Here is a 19,156-nt window from a genome sequence, read left to right on the forward strand (position 1 = left end):
TCAGTCCGCGGGAAAATGATCGTAGCCGCCCGGCAGGCCGGTCATCGGCTGCCCGCCGGCATCCAGCACCGCAAGCCCGGGTTCGGCATGGATCTCGCCCACCCGCGTCACGCGCGCGCCGGCCTCCCGGCCCGCGGCCAGGACCGCCTCGCGGCGGCCGGCCGGCGCCGTGAAACACAGCTGGTAGACGTCGCCGCCGCCCAGCACGGCGCGGCGCAGCGGCGCGTCCGCCAGGCCGGCCAGCGCCGCCGCGACGGGCATTTCGGCATAGCGCAGCGTGGCGCCCGCCGCGCTTGCCTTCAGCACGTGGCCCAGGTCTTGCAGCAGGCCGTCCGAAATATCGATCGCCGCATGGGCGATACCCCGCAGCGCCAGGCCCAGCGCGACCTGCGGCGCTGGGCGTTCCAGCGCGCCGCGGCAGGCCGCCAGCAAGGCGGAATCGGCGGGATACTGGCCGTCCAGCAGGCGATAGGCAACGTCGGCCGCGCCCAACTCGCCGGACACCCAGATATCGTCGCCCGGGCGGGCGCCGTCGCGGCGCAGGGCCAGGCCGGCCGGGACCGCGCCGAACACCGTGACGCTGATGGCCAGGTCGTGGGCGCTGCGGGTGGTATCACCGCCGATCAGGGGACAGCCGTGAGCCTCGCCCAGGGCATGGAAACCGTCGGCGAACGCCGCCAGCCAGGGTTCGTCCAGGCGCGGCAGGGCCAGACCCAGCACGCAGCCGAGCGGGCGCGCGCCCATGGCGGCCAGGTCCGACAGGTTGACCGCCAGGGCCTTGTGCCCCAGCGCCTTTGGATCGACGTCGGGAAAGAAATGGCGGCCTTCCAGCAGCAGGTCCGTGCTGGTGGCCACCTGCTCGCCGGGCGGAACCGGGAACAGGGCGCAATCATCGCCCACGCCCAGCAGCCCGGCAGGGGCCGCGCGGGTGAAATAGCGCGCGATCAAATCAAATTCGGACGCCAAGGCAACTCCGCAGTCCGGCGCGGCTGGCCGGCATTGAATCCCACTCGGGACGACAGCCCAAACAAATAAAAATAATGCATCGCCTCCCGCACAAGCGGGAAGGAGGCCCACCCAAGCCGCTCATCGCAAGAAACGGGTGCCCCCCCGATCCGGGCCGCGCGGAGCCGGCTCCGCCGGTCCGCAGCGGCGCCCCCCTGGGGGGGAAGCGCGCAGCGCTTCGGGGGGGGGTTACTTCTTGTTCTGGACCTCGTGCGAACGCACGTCGGCGGCCAGCTTGTCGAGCACGCCGTTGACGAACTTGAAACCGTCGGTGCCGCCGAAGGACTTGGCCAGCTCGACGGCTTCATTGATGGCGACCTTGTACGGCACTTCGACATGATGGATCAGTTCGAAGCTGCCGATCAGCAGGATGCCATGCTCGACAGGCGACAACTCGGCCAGCGGGCGGTCGACGTAGGGCGTGAAACGCTCGCGCAGCGTGGGCGCTTCGCGCAGGACGCCATGCAGCAGAGTCTTGAACCACTGGGCGTCGGCCTCGGAGAAATCCTCGGTGTCGCGCAGATGGGCGTCGATCTCGCCGGCGTCCTGCGTGCCTTCGCCGCCGCGCAGCAGCCACGCGTACACGCCCTGCAGCGCGAATTCGCGCGCACGGCGGCGCGCGCTGCGGGCGTTGGCGCGGGCTTGCGCCGCGCTATCAGCGCTGGTCGTCGTCTTCTTCGTCGTCAAAATCTTCGTCCTCGTCTTCGTCGTCTTCGTCGTCTTCCTCGGGCTCCAGGGCCGCAACCAGGTTGGCCATTTCAACGGCCACCTGGGCGCAATCGCGGCCCTTGCCGGCGGCGCGCGCCTGCGCCTGCTCGTCGGTGTCGACGGTCAGCACGCCATTGGCGACGGGGATGCCGGTTTCGAGGGAGATACGGGTGATTGCCGTGGCCATTTCATTGCTGACCACTTCAAAGTGATAGGTTTCGCCGCGGATGACCGCGCCCAGCGCGATCAGGGCGTCGAATTCAAACGTTTCGGCCATGTGGGACAGGGCCACGCCCAGTTCCAGCGCGCCGGGAACGGTGACGACCATCACGTCGCGCTCGTCCACGCCCAGCTCGGCCAGTTCCTTCAGGCACGCTTCGAGCTCGGTCTGGCCGATTTCTTCATTGAAGCGGGCGCGTACGATGCCGATGTGCAGCCCTTCGCCATTCAGGTCGGGGGTAAGGATGTAAGGGTTCATGTGTCGGCCTTCAGTGTGTTGCGGGAGTGTTCGGAGGGTCGCAATCGTAACCCGTAATGGTGAGCGAGAAGCCCGCCATGCTGGGCATCTTGCGCGGGCGGGCCAGCAGCTTCATCTGGCCCACGTTCAGGTCGCGCAGAATCTGGGCGCCAATCCCGTAGGTACGCAGGCCGAAGCGATCGGCGTTGGCGGGATTCGCGGAGGATTTCGGATCGCTCCAGCCGGCGATCTGGCCAAACAGGTGCTCGGTGGAGGACTGGCAGTTCATCAGCACCAGCACGCCCGCCGGCGCGGCCGCGATGGCCTGCAAGGCCTGCGCCACGCCCCAGCTGTGCGGGCTGGCGCCGGTATCGAGCACGTCCAGCACGGACGCCGGCTCATGCACGCGCACCAGCGTCTCGACGTCGGGAGTCACGTTACCATGCACCAGCGCCAAATGGGCGGAACCGGTGGCGGCGTCTTCGTAGGCGACGGCTTCGAAGGTGCCCCAGGCGGTCTGCATGGGCCGCTTGCCGACGCGCTTCACGATGGATTCGTGCTCGCTGCGGTATTGGATCAGGTCCGCGATGGTGCCGATCTTCAGGCCGTGCTGGCGGGCGAACTCCACCAGGTCGGGCAGGCGCGCCATGGTGCCGTCCGGTTTCAGGATTTCGCAGATCACCGCGGCGGGCGTCAGGCCGGCCATGGCGGTCAGGTCGCAGCCGGCCTCGGTGTGGCCCGCGCGCACCAGCACGCCGCCGGGAACCGCCCGGACCGGAAAGATGTGGCCGGGCTGGACCAGATCGGAAGGCTTGGCGTCGCGCGCCACCGCCACCTGGATGGTGCGGGCGCGGTCCGCGGCCGAAATACCCGTTTCGACGCCTTCGGCGGCCTCGATGGACTGCGTGAAGTTGGTGCCGTAGCGCGTGCCGTTGCGGGCCGCCATCAGGGGCAGGTCCAGCTGGCGGCAGCGGTCTTCGGTCAGGGTCAGGCACACCAGGCCGCGGCCGTGCGTCACCATGAAGTTGATGGCTTCGGGCGTGACGAATTCGGCGGCCATGACGAGGTCGCCTTCATTTTCGCGGTCTTCCTCGTCAACCAGGATGACGATACGGCCGGCGCGCAGCTCGGCGATGATTTCGGCGACCGAAGCGATACCGAAGGATTCCGGCTCGGAGCCGGGCAAGGGGGACAACTGGACGGACATGGCGGGCACGCAAACCAGGCGGGAAAGCCCGGATTTTACCGCCCCTGGAGGCAGAACCCCTATCCGGCCCCGCCGACCCCGTCCAAAGAGAGGCATCCGGTTAAACTTCCGGCCGGAGACTCTCCCTGAAAATTACGCTCCCACGAGGAAAAAAACCCATGCAAGCCCTTGCGGCCATGCCCCTGACCGTCGCGGCGGCCGTCCGCGTCGTGCTGACCGATATCGACGACACGCTGACGACGGAGGGCCGCCTGCCGGCGGACGCCTACGCGGCGCTGGAACGCCTGGAACAGGCCGGCATCCAGGTGGTTCCCATCACCGGCCGCCCGGCCGGCTGGTGCGATCACATCGCCCGCATGTGGCCCGTGCGCGCCGTGGTCGGCGAAAACGGCGCGTTCTACTACGCCTATGACCGCCAGGCCCGCCGCATGACGACGCACTACTGGACGGACGCCGCCTCGCGCCAGGCCAGCCGCCGCAAGCTGGACGCGATCCGCGACCGCGTGCTGGCCGAGGTCCCCGGCACGGCCGTGGCGAGCGACCAGGACTACCGCGTGGCCGACCTGGCCATCGACTTCTGCGAGGACGTGCCCGCCCTGCCCGACGCGGCCATCAGCCGTATCGTCGAAATCTTCCAGGAGGCCGGGGCCCAGGCCAAGGTCAGCTCCATCCATGTCAACGGCTGGTTCGGCGACTACGACAAACTCACCATGACGCGCACCATGTTCCAGCGCGAATTCGGCGCGGACGTGGCCGATGCGCTGGACAGCACGCTGTTCATCGGCGATTCCCCCAACGATGAACCGATGTTCGCCTACTTCCCGGTCTCGGTCGGCGTGGCCAATATCCAGGCCCAGCTGCATCGCCTGACGCATCGCCCGGCCTACGTCGCCGCCTTCCACGGCGGCGCGGGGTTCGTGGAAATGGCCGACCGGCTGCTGGCCGCGCGCGCCTCCCAAGCACAGCCGGCCTGAGGTCCGCAAGACGTGGCGACATCCAAGACTCCTTCTTCCGCCGCCGCGAACGACGGCCGCCGCAGCATCCAGTCCATCGAGGTGGGCGTGCCGCTGCTCGCCGCCCTGGTCGACGCCGGCAAGCCCCTGACCCTGCGCGACCTGGCCGCGGGCGCCGGCATGACGTCCGCCAAGGCGCACCCCTACCTGGTCAGCTTCATCCGCGTCGGCCTGGTGCAGCAGGACGCCATTACCGGCCAATACGAACTCGGCCCCTTCGCCCTGCAAATGGGGCTGGTCAGTCTGCAGCGCCTGGATCCGGTGCGCATCGCCATGCCCGAGATCGCCCGGCTGCAGTCCGAAATCGGCCACACGCTGGGCATCGCCGTGCTCGGGTCCCACGGGCCCACGATGATCCACATGACCGAAGCCAGCTACCCGGTCCACGTGAACATGCGCAAGGGCACGGTGATGTCGATGCTGCACACGGCCACCGGCCTGGTGTTCGCCGCCTGGCTGCCGCCCAAGGTCAGCGAGCACTACATCGCGCGCGAAGAAGGCGACACGGCCGTCATCGCCAGCATGCCGCCTCCGCGCAAGGAGTCCCGGGCCAACATCGAGGCCCAACTGGCGGACATCCGCGTGCATGGCATGGCCCGGGCGCTGGGCAATCCGCTGCCCGGAGTCGACGCGCTGTCGGTGCCGGTGTTCGACAACACGGGCAACATCGTCCTGGCCCTGACCAGCCTGGGGCCCACCGGCCTGTTCGACGTTTCCTGGGACGGCGCGATCGCCCGCCCGCTGCTGGACTGCGCGCAGGAGATCTCGCGCAAGCTGGGTTACCGCGCCTGAGCGCACTTCGCGCAAAAACGAACACAAAACGAACATTTCGAACAAAAGGCGAAAAGAAAGACAGGGACTTTCCCAGGTGTGCCGTCCCCTCTTATGTGATTGAATTCAGGAAACATTCATCTACAAGAGGAGACACACCATGCACGCCTTGCGTCTATTGCAAGCGGCCGCCGTTGCGGCGTTCGCGTTCGGGGCGCCCGCCGCCCAGGCCGCCGACACCTGCTCCAACCGCGGCGACCTGGACCAGATGTACTGCGACGCCGACAAGGACCTGGTGGCGGACACGCCCACCGACGCGTCCAAGCTCAAGACGCCGTCCACGCTGGTGTTCACCTACACCCCGGTGGAAGATCCGGCGGTCTACGAAGACATCTTCAAGCCCTTCACCAAGCACCTGTCGGAATGCACGGGCAAGCGCGTCGTGTTCTACCAGGTGCAGAGCAACGCGGCCGAAATCGAGGCCATGCGCTCGGGCCGCCTGCACGTGGGCGGCTTCTCGACGGGCCCCACCGCCTTCGCGGTGAACATCGCCGGCGCCGTGCCGTTCGCGGTCAAGGGCTACGCCGACGGCTTCCAGGGCTACAACCTGATCGTCATCGTCAAGAAGGATAGCCCGTACCAGAAGCTGACCGACCTGAAGGGCAAGAAGCTGGCGCACACCGCGCCGTCGTCCAACTCCGGCCACATGGCGCCGGTGGCGCTGTTCCCGAAGGAGGGCCTGACGCCGGACAAGGACTACAAGGTGATCTTCTCGGGCAAGCACGACCAGTCCGTGATGGGCGTGAACTCCGGCGACTACGACGCCGCGGCCGTGGCCTCGGACGTCTTCAAGCGCATGGTCGAGCGCGGCCAGGTCAAGGAAGCCGACTTCCGCGTGATCTACCGCAGCGAGAAGTTCCCGACGTCCTCGTTCGCCTACGCGCATGACCTGGAGCCGAAGTTCCGCGACCAGATGCTCAAGTGCTTCTACGACTACCGCTTCCCCGCGGAAATGTCCAAGGCATTCGACGGCGCCGACCGCTTCTACCCCGTGACCTACCAGAAGGATTGGGCCATCGTCCGCCAGGTAGCCGAATCGGGCGGCGAGAGCTTCAACCGCGCCGCCTACGACCGCGAAACCGCCAAGAGCAAGAAGTAAGTCCAGTATGACGACGTCGCTACGCATTTCCGGCCTGGTGAAGGAATACCGGGCCGGTCAGCCGGTACTGAACGGCATCGACCTGCAGATCGCCGGGCAGGGGCTGACCGCCATCATCGGCCCCTCGGGCACCGGCAAGAGCACGCTCTTGCGCTGCATCAACCGGCTGATCGAACCCACCCGGGGCGAGATCGTGCTCCAGTCCCGCGATGGCGCGGTGGACCTGGCCCGCGTGCGCGGCGCGTCGCTGCGCCGCGCGCGCCGGCGCATCGGCATGGTGTTCCAGGAGTACAACCTGGTCGAGCGCCTGACGGTCATGGAAAACCTGCTGACCGGCCGGCTGGGCTACACCTCGGCCGTCAAGGCCTGGATGCGGCGCTTCGAGGCCCAGGATATCGAGCATGCCTACAAGCTGCTCGATACCGTGGGCCTGGCGGGCTTCGCCGACCAGCGCGCGGACGCGCTGTCGGGCGGCCAGCGCCAGCGCGTGGGCATCGCCCGCGCGCTGATGCAGCGCCCCCAACTGCTGCTGGCCGACGAGCCGACCTCGTCGCTGGATCCCAAGACCTCCGTCGAGATCATGGAACTGCTGTCCGAGCAGGGCAACGCCACGGGCATCCCGGTCATCGTGAACATCCACGACGTCGAACTGGCCCGGCGCTACGCCACCCGCATCGTCGGTATGTCCGGCGGGCATGTGGTCTACGACGGCGACGGCCAGGGCCTGGACGCCGCGATGCTCAAGACGATCTACGGAGGCGAGTCTTGGCTGGAATGACCCCCCGCCCCTTCGCCATGTCCGGGCGCGCCAAGGCGGGCCTGCTGTTGCTGCTGGCCTATACCGTGTATGCCGGCGCGCAACTGGACTTCAGCTGGGCGCGCTTCGAAAGCGGCATGGGCCATGCGTCCACGTTTCTTTCGCGCATGTTTCCCCCCAATTTCGAAAAGCCGGCCACCTTGTGGAAGGGCATCGCGGAAAGCCTGGAGATCGCGGTGCTGGCCTCGGTGCTGGGCGTGCTGATCGCCCTGCCCATCGGCCTGCTCGGCGCCCGCAACATGATGCCCGCGTGGGTATCGTGGCCGGCGCGCGCCATCGTCGCGCTGTGCCGCGCCTTGCACCCCGTCATCGTCGCCATCCTGTTCGTCAAGGCCGTGGGCTTCGGCGCGCTGGCGGGCATCCTGGCGCTGACGGTCGCCTCGATCGGTTTCATCGGCAAGCTCTTCACCGAAGCCATCGAAGAGATTTCGCTCAAGCAGGTGGAAGCGGTGCGCGCCACCGGCGCCTCGTTTGCCAACGTGATCATCTTCGGCGTGCTGCCGCAGGTGTTCGCCCGCTTCATCGGCTTCGCCACCTACCAGTTCGACTCCAACCTGCGCAACTCCACCATGGTGGGGATCGTGGGCGCGGGCGGCGTGGGCGGCACGCTGTTCTCGGCCTTCCAGCGCTTCGACTACGACTTCGTCAGCGCCATCCTGCTGACCCTGATCGCCATCATCATGCTGGGCGAAATCCTGGCGGGCTTCGTGCGCGCGGTCTTCCTGGACAACCTCGGCTTCGAGCGCATCCTGCAAAGCCGCTTCACCGGGGCGCGCGGCGTGGGCGCCAGCAGGGCTTCCGTGGCTCGCAAGGCGGAGGTGGAAGAATGAACGCTCCCGCCTCCACCCTGAACCCCGCCGGCTCGCCCCGCGTGTGGCAGCGCTACAGCATGGGCCAGCGCCTGCTGCGCTTCGCGCTGTATCTCCTCGTCGTCGCGGCCATCGTGCAGGCGATCCGCGGCGTGGAGATCATCCCGGAGTTCCTGTATGACGCGCCCGAGCAGATGGCGGACCTGTTCCAGCGCATGTGGCCGATCGACTGGGCCTATTACCCGGAAGGCGTGCACGGCGCGCTGATCGAGACGCTGCACATCGCCACGCTGGGCACCATCCTGTCCGTGGTGATGGCCGTGCCGGTCGGCCTGCTGGCGGCCAACAACCTCACGCCCAGCAAGACCGTCAACATGCTGGCCCGGCTGATCCTGGTGTCCAGCCGCTCGGTCAACTCGCTGGTGTGGGCGCTGCTGTTCATCGCCATCTTCGGGCCGGGCGCCCTGGCCGGCACGCTGGCCATTGCCTTTCGCTCCATCGGCTTCGTCGGCAAGCTGGTGGGCGAAGCCATCGAGGAAGCGCAGCGCGGCCCGATCGAAGCCGTCACCGCGACCGGCGCCAGCAAGGCGTCGGTGATCTGGTACGCCTACTGGCCGCAGATCCGCCCCGCCTTCTGGTCCATCGTGCTGCTGCGCTGGGACATCAACGTGCGCGAATCGGCCGTGCTCGGCCTGGTCGGCGCCGGCGGCATCGGCATGGCCCTGGACACGGCGCTCAACCTGTTCCAGTGGGACCGCGTGGCCCTGGTCCTCGCCGCCATCTTCGGCGTCGTCGTGCTGGCCGAAATCCTCATCACCCAGGCGCGCAAGCGCATCCTCTGACGCGCTCGCGCCGCGCTACCGCGTTCCTTTGCTCCGCCCGGAAACGGGCGGTTTTTTTTGTCGAAGGGCCGCCGCGAGACTAAGAGCTCCCACCGGGGGGCAGCAAGCGAGAGACCTGCCCAACGGGCGGCTTTTCCGTGTCGTCAGAACCGGATATTCAGACTGGCCCTGACGCCGTGGTCCTGGGCCGAGCTGGCGAGCTGGCCCTGGTAGGACAGGCCGAACGCCGCCTGGCGGGTGATCTGCACGTCCAGCCCCGCCTCGATCACCGCGCTGTCTTTCGCGATGGGCGCGCCCGCCACGGTGAACGCCTCGCCCGCCGAGAAGGCCTGGGTCGCCAGCGGCATGACGTCGCCAAATGCGTGGCGCCAGCCCAGCGATCCGCGGCCCTCGGCTTGCGCGCCGCCCAGCCCGAAGCGCGACATGGCCCGCGCGCCCAGGGTCGTGAAGGTGGTCTCGGTCGTCTGGCTCTTCCCGCGCAGCGCGGCGGGGCCGCCGTTTTCGCGATAGCCGTCCGTCTCCAGATTGACGTAGGCGATATTGGCGAAGGGTTCGAACGACACGGCCGGCGTATCGATGCGGTAGCTCAGGTCGGCGAAGGCCTGGGCGGTGCGGCCGTCGTAATTGGCCTTGAGGCGATCGGAAAACCCGCGCATGGCGACCGAGCGCCGGGTGGTGATGTCGTGCCAGCTGTAGGCCAGGCCGCCGCGCAGCCCCAGCGCGCCCCACTGCCCGCCGGCGTAGGCGCCCAGATGGTAGTTGTCGCTGTCGCCCGAGGACGAGCGGTCCTGCACGTCGAAGTCCGAGCGGCTGTAGCCCGCCATCACGCCGAGCCGCCATGCGTCGGACACCGGCGCGTCCGCGCCCATCAGGAAGCCGCCGGTCGAACTCTTGACCCGGGCCGCATTGCCGTCGCTGTCGATATGGCTCCATGAGCCCATGCCCTGGATCCAGGTGGCCGGCCCGTTGGCGTTGGCCGGCGCAAGCCGGGCGCCCTCGCCGGCGGAGACGAGCACGGGCGCGGAGACGGCGCCGACGCCGCCCGCGGCCGAACGCAGGCGTTCGCCCACGGCATCGCGCACATAGCGGCCGTCCTGCAGCAACACGCTCTTGGCCGAGGCGTGGACCTCGCCGGACAACTGATCGAAGCTGGCGTGCAGAAGGGCCGGGTCGTCTGGCAGGCTCACCACCGCGTCGTACACCGCGTGCCCGCTGGCCATGCCCATGCCGTCGACGGCGCCCGCGGCCGCGCGCTGGTTGCGCGTGCGGCCCGTCAGGGCCATCGCCGACTCGTTGCGCTCCAGGCTCAGGGAAATGCTGCCCGCGCCATAGTCGTAGTCCAGCGAGGGCGCGAGAAAAGCGAAATCGGAGGAGACGGCATCGAAACGGCCCGACAGGAGGCCGCCCACTTCCATGATCTTGTAGCTGCTGCGCGGCCCATAGCCGCCATCGGCGCCGACGTGCATGACGGAACCGCCGTTGAGGGCGGCATCGCCCGTTACCCGCACCAGGTCGGCGCCGGTGCCGTCGGGGTTGGTTTCGACGACGAAGCGCGAGCCCTTATCCATGACCAGATTGCCATCGATGGTCAGGGTGCCGATGGAGTTGCCGGGCGATAGCGTGCCGCCGGAGCCCACCGTTATGGTCGAGCCGGCGCCTGCGCCGGCTGTTCCGGCGCCGCCGAGCGTGCCGCCCGCGCCGATGCCGAGCGTACCGCCCAGCCTGCCGTTGACGGCCAGCCTGCCGCCGTCGACGATCATGCCACCGGTAAAGCCCGAACCGTCGCCGCTGAAGTTCAGCACGCCGTCGCCCTGCTTGACCAGGTCGCCATGGCCCGACAGGAGGCCGGCCATATCCAGGGTGGTGCCGGCGGCCACGTCGAGGCCGCTGGCTTGCGCCACCGAGACGGCGCGCGACGTGGAGAACGAGGCCGTGGTCGCCAGCGTGCCGCCGCTGAGCGTCAGCCCGCCGGCGGCATTGCCCAGGTTCGCGTCGCGGCCGATCTGCAGCGTGCCGCCCGCGATCGTGGTGCCGCCGGTATAGGCGTTGTCGCCGCTCAGCACCAGCGTCCCCGCGCCGGCCTTGGTCAGCGTCGCGCCGCTCCAGCCCGTCGCGGCATTGGCGGCCTGGTCCGCCAGCGCCGCGCCCACCGTGAACCGATCCGAGGCATTGGCCAGCGTGAACGTGCCATGCGCCAGGCTGTTGCCGGCGGTCCAGGCCAGGCCATAGCCGGCCAGGTACTGGCGGTTGTCCGCCGACTTGCGCGTGTTGACGCTCAGGTAGTCCACCGTGCCGCCGGCGCCGCCAGTGCTGATGCGGGCGAAGTCGCCGCTGATGCCGTTCGCGGTGTCGATCAGCACCACCTCGGCCGGACTGGCGCTGTAGATGCCGCCCAGCCGGAAGGTCACATCGGCCCCGAGCGTCACCGTGTCGGCGCGCAGCGCCGCGCCGCGCATACCGGCCGTGAGATCCAGGATAGTGTGGTCGGCCATGCCGACGTTGCCCGCCACCCCCAGGGTTGCCGCCCCCTGCAGCGCCAGGACGCTGCCCGTGCCCGACACCTGCAGATCGCCGGCCAGGCGATTGGCGGCGCCGGCCGTCGCATCGCCATACTGCAGCGCCCCGCCCGTCACTTCGGCCGCGCCCCCCAGCCGGTCCAGCACCACGAGCCTGCCGCCCGACACCGTGGTCTTGCCCAGGAACGCGCCATTGTCGCCCGTCAGCAGCGTGGTGCCGGCGATCTGGTTCAGGCGATGGGAACCGTTGCCCGCGCTGGCGAGCCGCGTCGCGAATGCGTAGGCCGTGTCGCTATGGTTGAAGTTCACGGTGGCGTTGCCGGCGCCGAACTGGATCGTGCCGGCGTTGAGCGTGCCCGCGCCCACGGCCGCTTGTCCCGCCGGCGCGCCAATGTTGATCGTGCCGGCGGTCCGGTAGAACAGGAGCGAGTCCTTCGCCAGCGAGATGCTCCCTGTGTTGTTGGCGCCGACGTTGACAACCCCGCCTTGCGCGATCGTCAGGCTGCCCGCGCCCGTCCCGACGCCGAACCCCAGTGTCATTGCGCCGCGGTTGTTCCAGGTGGAGCCGGCGCCGCGGACGATGACATTGCCGCTGCCGTTCATGCTGCCCACAACGCTGTCGGCGTTCGAGACGGAACCTGCCCCCTCGACCATCAGCGTGCCCTGGCCCTCGACATCGCCCACCCTGAGCTCGCGGGCGTTGGCCCAGGTCGAGCCGCGCCCCGTCACCAGGACGCTGCCGTTGCCGTTCGGGGTCCGACCGATGACCCCATCAACGCTGCTCACGTAGCCCCCCGCCAGGATCGATACCGCGCCGCGCCCGCCTTCCGACCCCACCAGCAGCGCCGCGCGATTGACCCAGCGCGACCCGGCGTCGGAAATCGCCACGCTCGCCGTGTCGTTCCGCTGGGCGTCGACCGTGGCGAACTGGTTCGAGACCGTGCCGCTGTTGAAGATGCTCAGCTCGCCCGGCCCGCCGCCGCCGACGAACAGGTTGTCCGTCAGGGCCCAGGTCGAACCGGGATTGAAGACGCTGACCCGCGCCGTAGCGCCGGGGGCCATGCCGGCATCGATCCGGCCTTCGGCCGTGCCCAGTATGTTGAGGATCTGCAGGGATCCCCCCGAAACGCGGGTGTTGCCGTGGAACAGCGAGCTGTCGCCCTGCAATTGCGTGGCGCCAGCATAATGATTGAGCTGGTGCTGGCCGCCCCCGCCGCTGCTCAGGGCGGGGGTGAACATCACCGGCCCGACCGAATTGAAGTTGAGCGTGCCGGCGCCGGCGCCAAAACGGATCTCCGATGCATCCACGAAGCCGGCGGCATCGGTGGCCGCGCTGCCGGGCGCGGTGCCGATGTTGATGACGCCGACCGCCCCCGGATTGCGGCCCAGCTCGACCAGTCCCAGGCCATTCGGGCCCACCGAGACCACGCCTGAGTTGGCCAGCGTCAGGCTGCCGCTGCCGCTGGCGCCGATCACCAGGCTGCCGTTCAGGACCCAGGATGCGCCCCGGCCCGTGACCGTCGCCGTGCCCGCCCCACTCGTCGTCAGCCCCAGCCAGCCGCTGGCGCTGCGCACGGTCGCCCCGGACAGCTCGATCAGCAGCGAACCGGCCGCGATATCGCCGACGACCAGATCATTGGCATCGCCCCAGTTCACGGCGGGCGTCACATCGCCGTCCACCGCCACGCCGGCCAGCGCCGGCGTGGCAGCCCCCCCGCAGGCCGCCGCCAGCACGGCCGCCAGCGCCACGGTCCGCGACCGGCTCCTGCCCCGGCCGCGGGCATGCTCGCTGGCGACCTGCCACTGGCCCGTGCCTCGGTTCAGGACGATGCGATACGTGCGATTCATGGGGCCTCTCTTTTCTCTTGTCGTGGCCCGGCGCCGGCGATGCCGGGGCGGGCGCGAATGGGTATCGAGGCCCCGCGCAATGCGTCCGGCCCGCCAATTACAATTAGAAAAGTTCGGCGCGCCGCTGCATATCACTGAAAGTGGGTAATTGAGCGGACGCAATCAAAGCGGAAAATGTCCGCCGACCCGGCGGCGAGCGATTGTGGATGCACCGCAACCGCGTCTATGCTCCATGCAAGCGTCTGTGAAATAAATATGACCAGTCATCAAACAACCTCTCCCGTTTGATTAAGATCTCGGCTTTTGCCGTTGGACACTTGCCGCCATGTCGGAACAGGAATTGAAACTGCACGTGCCCGCGGCTTCCCGCCAGGCCGTGCTGCGTGAGATCAAGCAACGCGAAGCCACGCGCATTCGCCTGCACGCCATGTATTTCGATACGCCCGAGCGCGAACTCGCGCGGGCGCGCATCGCCATCCGGCTGCGCCAGGAAGGGCGCGATTGGGTGCAGACCCTGAAGATGCCCGGCATCAACGCCATCACGCGCATCGAACTCAACCACCCGCGCCCCGGCCCCGTGCTGGACCTGTCGGTGTATGCCGGCACGGAGGTCGAGGCCGCGCTTTCGGCCATCAAGGGCGAACTCGGGCTGCGCTATGAAACCGACGTGCAGCGGCTGCTGCGCAAGGTCCGCACCCGCTACGGCACGGTGGAGCTGGCCTACGACACCGGCATCCTGCGCGCCGGCGCGCTGGAACTGCCCATCTCCGAACTGGAATTCGAACTGGTGTCGGGCCGCCCCGCGGCCATCTTCGCGGCCGCTCGCGGCTGGCAGCAACGCCATGCCCTGGTGCTGGATCCGCGCAGCAAGTCCGAACGCGGCGACGCGCTGGCCCAGCTGGCGCAGCGGCTGGCCGATGCGGACGCGATTCCGGGCGAAGACCTGGAAACGCGCCGCGCGCAGGCCATCGCGCAATTCTGGGCGCCGCGCGGCGCCGCCTCGGTCAAGCTGCGCGAAGACATGACGCCCTCGCAGGCCATGGCGCGCATCGCCGCGGAGTGCCTGGACCAGATCGCCCGCAACGCCGCGGTGCTGGCCGAAGTGGACACCGAAGACGCCTACCGGGCCGGCAACTCCGAGCACGTGCACCAATTGCGCGTGGGCGTGCGCCGGCTGCGTTCGGCCTGGAAGCTCTTCGACGGCTGGATCGCGCCGGTTTCCGACGCATTGCTGCAAGGAGTGCGCACGCATTTCGCGGCATTCGGCGCCAATCGGGACCAGGACGTATTGAATGAAACCGTGGCGCCCGCGCTGATGCGCGCCGGCATGCCGGTGATCCCCATGGAGGCCGCGCCTCCCGAACAGGACGCCCGCTCCATCGCGGGCGGCAAGGCCTTCCAGGCCTGGTTGCTGGACCTGCTGGAATGGAGCCTGGACGTGCCGCCGGCCCTGCCCTCGGCCGATGGCCAGCCCATCGCGAACGGCACGCCCAGCGACGCGGCGCCCGAACCCGCGATCCGGCTGGAAGGCGGCGTGGCGGGCCCCAGCGTCCGCCCCACGATCATTCCCATGCTCGCGCCCGAGCCCGATCCCGAACGCCTGCGCAGGCAACTGGCCCGGCGGCTCCATCGCTGGCACAGCAAGGTCGCCGACCAGGGCACGCAGTTCGCGGCGCTGGACATTCCCGCAAGACATGAATTGCGCAAGCGCGGCAAGCGGCTGCGCTACGGCCTGGCCTTCGCGGAATCCCTCCTGCCCGCCAACAAATTGCGCGGCTACCGCAAGCTGCTGTCGCGCGTGCAGGACATACTGGGCGAGATCAACGACCTCGCGGTCGCCAAAGACTACTACGAGTCGTGTACCGCCACCCACCCGCAGGCGTGGTTCGCGCTGGGCTGGATCAGCGCCCGCCTGCAGGAACTGGCGGAAGAGGCGCAGCAGGCGTTCGACGACCTGGCCGCAAGCAAGCCTTTCTGGAAGTGAACCGCTACGCCCGGCGCCTGGCGCCGGGCGTAGATCATTCCGCCAGCAACGCCCCGGCGAACTCGTCCGCGACGAAGGGCTGCAGGTCCTCCAGGCTCTCGCCCACGCCGATCCAGTACACGGGGATCGGGCGCACACCCTGGCTGCCCGCCGCCACCGCGGCCAGCGTGCCGCCCTTGGCGGTGCCGTCCAGCTTGGTCACGACCAGCCCCGTCAGGTTGATGGCCGCGTCGAAGGCGCGGATCTGCGTCAACACGTTCTGCCCCGTATTGCCGTCGACCACCAGCAGCACCTCGTGAGGCGCCGCAGCGTCCGCCTTGCCGATCACGCGGCGGATTTTCTTCAGTTCTTCCATCAGGTGCAGCTGCGTGGGCAGGCGGCCGGCGGTATCCACCATCACCACGCCCATGCCGCGCGCGCGCCCCGCATTGACGGCGTCGAACGCCACCGCCGCCGGATCGCCGCCATCCTGGGAGATCACCGTAACGTTGTTGCGGCTGCCCCATTCGATGAGCTGCTCGCGGGCCGCGGCGCGGAACGTGTCGCCCGCGGCCAGCAGCACGCTGGCGCCCTGGCGCTGGAACGTATGCGCCAGCTTGCCGATGGAGGTGGTCTTGCCCGCGCCGTTGACGCCGGCGATCATGACGACCAGCGGCTGCGTGCGCTTGAGATCGAATGACCGTTCCAGCGGGCGCAGGTGGTCGGCGAGCAATTGGCGCAGGGCGGCCTTCACCTTGGCCGGGTCCTCGATGCGTTCCTTCTTGACCCTGGCGCGCAGCGCGGTCAGCAGCTTCTCGGTGGCCTCCAGGCCGGCATCGGCCATAATGAGCGCCGATTCCAGTTCCTCGAACAGGTTCTCGTCGACCTTGACGCCGACGAAGATGCCGCCAATGCTTTGCCCCGTGCGCGACAGGCCCTGCTTCAGCCGCGCCAGCCACGACGCCTTTTTGGGCGCCTCGGCGGCCGGCGCCGGCATGGGCTCCGGTTCCTGCGCAGGCGCGGGAGCGGGCTCCTGAACCTGGGCCGCGGCCGCCGGTTCGGGCTCGGCAGGCGGGGCGGGTTCGGGCTCGCGCGCGGTATCGATGGCCGGCGCGGGCGCCGCGGCAGGCTCGGCGACGCGTTCGACGGGGGCCGGCGCGGGCGCCTCGGGTTGGGGTTGCGGCGCAGGCGGAGCCGGAATGGGCTCCGCGGCGGCGGGCTCCGCCGGCGCGGGAATGGGGTCTACTGCCTCCGGCGGCGGCGCGGGCTGGGCCGGCGCGGCGGGCGGAGGGGATTTTTTCTTGAAGAAGCGGCTGAACATGGGTAACAAGTATATTCGTATCGTAGGGGGCCAATACAGGCGCACCCCCATTGCCGTGCCCGACGTGGAATCGTTGCGCCCCACGCCCGACCGGGTCCGCGAAACGCTGTTCAATTGGCTGACTCATCTGTGGGGCGGCGAATTCGCCGACAAGCAGGTGCTGGACCTGTTCGCCGGCAGCGGCGCCCTGGGCTTCGAGGCAGCCTCGCGCGGGGTGGCGCATGTGCAGATGGTCGAGCGCGACAGAACCGCGGCGTCCGCGCTACGGACACTGCGCGACAAGCTCAAAGCCGACATGATACGCATCCATGTGGGCGACGCCATGCAGGTCACCGAGCGCATGGATGCGTCCCGATTCGACCTCATCCTATTGGACCCTCCTTTCGGCCAGGGCTGGCTGCCTCGCCTGTGGCCCCTGCTTCCGGGTATCCTGACCGAGCACGGACTGGTCTACGTCGAAGCGGAATCCCCCATCGAGGCCCCCGAAGGATTCACGATTTTGCGGCAGGACAAGGCCGGCGCGGTCCACTACCATCTTCTCGAATTTGCTGCATTGCGCAAATAGATCAATAATCCGAGCTTCGGAGGATGGTGTACACCACTTATAACGGTACGGAGCTCGCATGATCACCGCTGTATATCCCGGCACTTTCGACCCGCTGACCCGAGGCCACGAAGACCTGGTCCGCCGTGCGGCCACGCTTTTCGACAAAGTCGTGGTAGGGATCGCCATTAGCCGCAACAAGAAGCCTTTCTTCAGCATCGAGGAGCGCGTCGAGATCGCGCGCGAGGTGCTCGGCCACTATCCCAACGTGGAAGTGCAAAGCTTCGGCGGCCTGCTCAAGGACTTCGTGCGCGACCAGGGCGGCCGCGTCATCGTGCGCGGCCTGCGCGCCGTGTCCGACTTCGAATACGAATTCCAGATGGCCGGCATGAACCGCCACCTGTTGCCCGACGTCGAAACGCTGTTCATGACGCCCTCGGACCAGTACCAGTTCATTTCGGGCACCATCGTGCGCGAAATCGCCCAGCTGGGCGGCGACGTGAGCAAGTTCGTCTTCCCGTCCGTCGAACGCTGGTTGCAGGAAAAGGCCAAGGAACGCCGCGAGCAATCCTGGCCGGGCTGAGGGCCGGCGCCCGTTCTTCCCGGGGCGCTTGACGCGCCCTTTGCGCGCGGCATGGGCCGGGCGGGCGGCGGCGGTACAATGAAGACCGCCCCATCGCCCTACCGCAGCCCTGCCATGGCCCTGACCATCACCGAAGAATGCATCAATTGCGACGTTTGCGAGCCCCAGTGCCCGAACGAAGCGATTTCCATGGGCGAAGACTATTACGTGATCGACCCTGACCGCTGCACTGAATGCGTGGGCCACCACGACGAGCCGCAGTGCAAGGTGGTTTGCCCCGTGGAATGCATCGAGCTGCACCCGCAATGGCATGAAGGCCAGGAGCAGCTCATGGCCAAGTACCGCCGCCTCACCGGTGCCGCATGAGCGACGCGGCGCAATCCAGCATCGAACTCCCTCCCGCCCGCCACCACGCCCGCCGCGATATTTCCGCCTCGGCCGTCGCGGCCGGCCTGGTCGCCGTCCTGGTCAGCTTCGGCGGGACCGCCGTGCTGATGGTGCAGGCGGGCCACACCGCGGGCCTGGACTCGGCCCGGATCGGCTCCTGGATCGGCTCCCTTAGCCTGGCGTTCGGTTTCGGCGGCGCCCTGTACAGCCTGCGCACCGGCCTGCCCATCGTGATGGCGTGGTCCACCCCCGGCGCCGCGCTGCTCGTCACCGCGCTGGCCGGTGTCCCCTTCAACGAAGCCATCGGCGCCTTCGTGCTGGCGGCGGCGCTTACGCTGGCCTGCGGCCTGTTCGGCTGGATCGATCCCATCCTGCGACGGATTCCCGGCGAAATCGCCGCAGCCATGCTGGCCGGGGTGCTGCTCAATTTCGGCATGGGCATCTTCGGCAGCATCAACCAGCAGCCCGCGCTGGTGCTGGCGATGTGCGCCTCGTACCTCGTCTGCCGGCGCCTGGCGCCGCGCTATGCGGTGCTGGTGGTCATGCTGGTGGCGATCGCCATCGCATTCGCGCTCGGCCTGATACGGCTGGACCTGCTGGACTGGCGCTTCACCGAATTCGTCTGGACCACGCCGGCCTTCAGCACCCAGGCGGCGGTCAGCCTGGGCATTCCGCTGTTCGTCGTCGCCATGGCCTCCCAGAACCTGCCTGGGCTGGCCATTCTGCAGGCCGCCGGCTACCGGCCGCCCGCGTCCCGCCTAGTGGCGGCCACCGGGCTGCTGGGCCTGCTGGCCGCGCCCTTCGGCGCGCACAGCGTCACGATGGGCGCGATCAGCGCGGCCATCTGCACGGGTCCCGAGGCCCATCCGGACCCCAGCAAGCGTTATATCGCCGCCGCCACCTACGGCCTGGGCTACGTCGCGCTGAGCGTCGTGGCGGGCGCCGTCGCGGTGTTCTTCCAGGCCCTGCCGCCCGCCCTGCTGGCGGCCCTGGCCGGCCTGGCCCTGCTGGGCACCATCATGGGCGGCATGGCCGCGGCCATGGCGAATCCCCAACGCCGCGAGGCCGCGCTCATCACGCTGCTGGCCACGGCTTCGGGCTTCAGTTTCTGGGGGATCGGGTCGGCCTTCTGGGGCCTGGTGGCGGGCCTGCTTGCCCACGCGGCGTTCGAATACCGGCGCGCCGGCGCTCAAGTCTGACGGCGCC

17 protein-coding genes are annotated in these 19,156 nt (G+C 68.8%); 11 read left to right on the top strand and 6 right to left on the bottom strand.

Annotation, left to right across the window (positions count from 1 at the left end; translation table 11 throughout):
- From thiL to ribBA, 4 genes are all read right to left on the bottom strand, one after another.
- Positions 1-966 (bottom strand): thiamine-phosphate kinase, encoded by a 966-nt coding sequence (gene thiL / locus ACN6PJ_RS03970; RefSeq protein WP_427994610.1) that lies wholly within the window; start codon positions 964-966, stop codon positions 1-3.
- A 228-nt stretch (positions 967-1,194) separates the two neighbouring features.
- Positions 1,195-1,692, bottom strand: a complete 498-nt coding sequence (nusB, locus tag ACN6PJ_RS03975; protein ID WP_427994611.1) for a transcription antitermination factor NusB — start codon at positions 1,690-1,692, stop codon at positions 1,195-1,197.
- Positions 1,661-2,191 carry a 6,7-dimethyl-8-ribityllumazine synthase gene (ribH, locus tag ACN6PJ_RS03980; RefSeq protein WP_062683099.1) on the bottom strand — a complete coding sequence of 177 codons (531 nt, stop codon included), beginning with the start codon at positions 2,189-2,191 and terminating at the stop codon, positions 1,661-1,663. The genes nusB and ribH overlap by 32 nt, the downstream gene beginning before the upstream one ends.
- A 10-nt stretch (positions 2,192-2,201) precedes the next feature.
- Positions 2,202-3,377 (bottom strand): bifunctional 3,4-dihydroxy-2-butanone-4-phosphate synthase/GTP cyclohydrolase II, encoded by a 1,176-nt coding sequence (gene ribBA, locus ACN6PJ_RS03985; protein WP_427994612.1) that lies wholly within the window; start codon positions 3,375-3,377, stop codon positions 2,202-2,204.
- Between the two features lie 158 nt (positions 3,378-3,535).
- On the opposite strand from ribBA, the gene ACN6PJ_RS03990 reads away from it, so the two are divergent.
- The 6 genes from ACN6PJ_RS03990 to phnE (ACN6PJ_RS04015) all read left to right on the top strand — a co-directional run bounded on the left by ACN6PJ_RS03990 (position 3,536) and on the right by phnE (ACN6PJ_RS04015) (position 8,788).
- Positions 3,536-4,351, top strand: coding sequence for an HAD-IIB family hydrolase (locus ACN6PJ_RS03990; RefSeq protein ID WP_427994613.1), 816 nt, complete (start codon positions 3,536-3,538; stop codon positions 4,349-4,351).
- 12 nt (positions 4,352-4,363) lie between these two features.
- Complete coding sequence (locus ACN6PJ_RS03995; protein WP_043546228.1) at positions 4,364-5,182, top strand: IclR family transcriptional regulator; 819 nt, start codon at positions 4,364-4,366, stop codon at positions 5,180-5,182.
- Between the two features lie 139 nt (positions 5,183-5,321).
- On the top strand, positions 5,322-6,320 hold the full coding sequence (gene phnD / locus ACN6PJ_RS04000) for a phosphate/phosphite/phosphonate ABC transporter substrate-binding protein (protein ID WP_427994614.1): 999 nt from the start codon (positions 5,322-5,324) through the stop codon (positions 6,318-6,320).
- Between the two features lie 7 nt (positions 6,321-6,327).
- Positions 6,328-7,098: a phosphonate ABC transporter ATP-binding protein gene (phnC, locus tag ACN6PJ_RS04005; protein ID WP_043546230.1), complete on the top strand. Its 771-nt coding sequence runs from the start codon at positions 6,328-6,330 to the stop codon at positions 7,096-7,098.
- Positions 7,095-7,967 (top strand): phosphonate ABC transporter, permease protein PhnE, encoded by an 873-nt coding sequence (phnE, locus tag ACN6PJ_RS04010; protein WP_427994615.1) that lies wholly within the window; start codon positions 7,095-7,097, stop codon positions 7,965-7,967. The genes phnC and phnE (ACN6PJ_RS04010) overlap by 4 nt, the downstream gene beginning before the upstream one ends.
- Positions 7,964-8,788, top strand: a complete 825-nt coding sequence (phnE, locus tag ACN6PJ_RS04015; RefSeq protein ID WP_427994616.1) for a phosphonate ABC transporter, permease protein PhnE — start codon at positions 7,964-7,966, stop codon at positions 8,786-8,788. Before phnE (ACN6PJ_RS04010) ends, phnE (ACN6PJ_RS04015) begins: the two co-directional genes overlap by 4 nt.
- Before the next feature lie 143 nt (positions 8,789-8,931).
- Here phnE (ACN6PJ_RS04015) and ACN6PJ_RS04020 read toward each other — a convergent pair whose 3' ends face one another.
- Entirely contained in the window at positions 8,932-13,152 is a 4,221-nt protein-coding gene (locus ACN6PJ_RS04020; protein ID WP_427994617.1) for an autotransporter domain-containing protein, read from the bottom strand.
- A 325-nt stretch (positions 13,153-13,477) separates the two neighbouring features.
- Here ACN6PJ_RS04020 and ACN6PJ_RS04025 point away from each other — a divergent pair, with 325 nt between their 5' ends.
- The gene (locus ACN6PJ_RS04025) at positions 13,478-15,136 is read left to right on the top strand and encodes a CYTH and CHAD domain-containing protein (RefSeq protein WP_427994618.1); all 1,659 of its coding nucleotides are present in this window, start codon (positions 13,478-13,480) and stop codon (positions 15,134-15,136) included.
- 34 nt (positions 15,137-15,170) lie between these two features.
- Here ACN6PJ_RS04025 and ftsY read toward each other — a convergent pair whose 3' ends face one another.
- Entirely contained in the window at positions 15,171-16,436 is a 1,266-nt protein-coding gene (gene ftsY / locus ACN6PJ_RS04030; protein ID WP_427994619.1) for a signal recognition particle-docking protein FtsY, read from the bottom strand.
- Between ftsY and rsmD the strand changes: the two genes are divergently transcribed.
- The 4 genes from rsmD to ACN6PJ_RS04050 all read left to right on the top strand — a co-directional run bounded on the left by rsmD (position 16,435) and on the right by ACN6PJ_RS04050 (position 19,149).
- Positions 16,435-17,001: a 16S rRNA (guanine(966)-N(2))-methyltransferase RsmD gene (gene rsmD, locus ACN6PJ_RS04035; protein ID WP_427994620.1), complete on the top strand. Its 567-nt coding sequence runs from the start codon at positions 16,435-16,437 to the stop codon at positions 16,999-17,001. The two genes, ftsY and rsmD, sit on opposite strands and share 2 nt — an antisense overlap.
- Positions 17,002-17,059: 58 nt before the next feature.
- Complete coding sequence (gene coaD, locus ACN6PJ_RS04040; protein ID WP_043546238.1) at positions 17,060-17,563, top strand: pantetheine-phosphate adenylyltransferase; 504 nt, start codon at positions 17,060-17,062, stop codon at positions 17,561-17,563.
- A gap of 114 nt (positions 17,564-17,677) precedes the next feature.
- Positions 17,678-17,929 (top strand): YfhL family 4Fe-4S dicluster ferredoxin, encoded by a 252-nt coding sequence (locus tag ACN6PJ_RS04045; protein WP_043547072.1) that lies wholly within the window; start codon positions 17,678-17,680, stop codon positions 17,927-17,929.
- Positions 17,926-19,149, top strand: coding sequence for a benzoate/H(+) symporter BenE family transporter (locus ACN6PJ_RS04050; protein ID WP_427994621.1), 1,224 nt, complete (start codon positions 17,926-17,928; stop codon positions 19,147-19,149). The genes ACN6PJ_RS04045 and ACN6PJ_RS04050 overlap by 4 nt, the downstream gene beginning before the upstream one ends.
- Positions 19,150-19,156 lie beyond the last annotated feature (7 nt).

This window comes from Achromobacter sp. (assembly GCF_050285585.1).
GTDB lineage: Bacteria > Pseudomonadota > Gammaproteobacteria > Burkholderiales > Burkholderiaceae_B > Achromobacter.

Excerpts from the sequence above, each read along its gene's own strand:
- phnD (WP_427994614.1), top strand. The coding sequence starts at position 5,322 with ATGCACGCCTTGCGTCTATTGCAAGCGGCCGCCGTTGCGGCGTTCGCG.
- rsmD (WP_427994620.1), top strand. The coding sequence starts at position 16,435 with ATGGGTAACAAGTATATTCGTATCGTAGGGGGCCAATACAGGCGCACC.
- phnE (WP_427994615.1), top strand. The coding sequence starts at position 7,095 with ATGACCCCCCGCCCCTTCGCCATGTCCGGGCGCGCCAAGGCGGGCCTG.
- ftsY (WP_427994619.1), bottom strand. The coding sequence starts at position 16,436 with ATGTTCAGCCGCTTCTTCAAGAAAAAATCCCCTCCGCCCGCCGCGCCG.
- ribBA (WP_427994612.1), bottom strand. The coding sequence starts at position 3,377 with ATGTCCGTCCAGTTGTCCCCCTTGCCCGGCTCCGAGCCGGAATCCTTC.
- ACN6PJ_RS04020 (WP_427994617.1), bottom strand. The coding sequence starts at position 13,152 with ATGAATCGCACGTATCGCATCGTCCTGAACCGAGGCACGGGCCAGTGG.
- phnE (WP_427994616.1), top strand. The coding sequence starts at position 7,964 with ATGAACGCTCCCGCCTCCACCCTGAACCCCGCCGGCTCGCCCCGCGTG.
- phnC (WP_043546230.1), top strand. The coding sequence starts at position 6,328 with ATGACGACGTCGCTACGCATTTCCGGCCTGGTGAAGGAATACCGGGCC.
- ribH (WP_062683099.1), bottom strand. The coding sequence starts at position 2,191 with ATGAACCCTTACATCCTTACCCCCGACCTGAATGGCGAAGGGCTGCAC.
- ACN6PJ_RS04025 (WP_427994618.1), top strand. The coding sequence starts at position 13,478 with ATGTCGGAACAGGAATTGAAACTGCACGTGCCCGCGGCTTCCCGCCAG.
- coaD (WP_043546238.1), top strand. The coding sequence starts at position 17,060 with ATGATCACCGCTGTATATCCCGGCACTTTCGACCCGCTGACCCGAGGC.
- ACN6PJ_RS04045 (WP_043547072.1), top strand. The coding sequence starts at position 17,678 with ATGGCCCTGACCATCACCGAAGAATGCATCAATTGCGACGTTTGCGAG.
- ACN6PJ_RS03990 (WP_427994613.1), top strand. The coding sequence starts at position 3,536 with ATGCAAGCCCTTGCGGCCATGCCCCTGACCGTCGCGGCGGCCGTCCGC.
- ACN6PJ_RS04050 (WP_427994621.1), top strand. The coding sequence starts at position 17,926 with ATGAGCGACGCGGCGCAATCCAGCATCGAACTCCCTCCCGCCCGCCAC.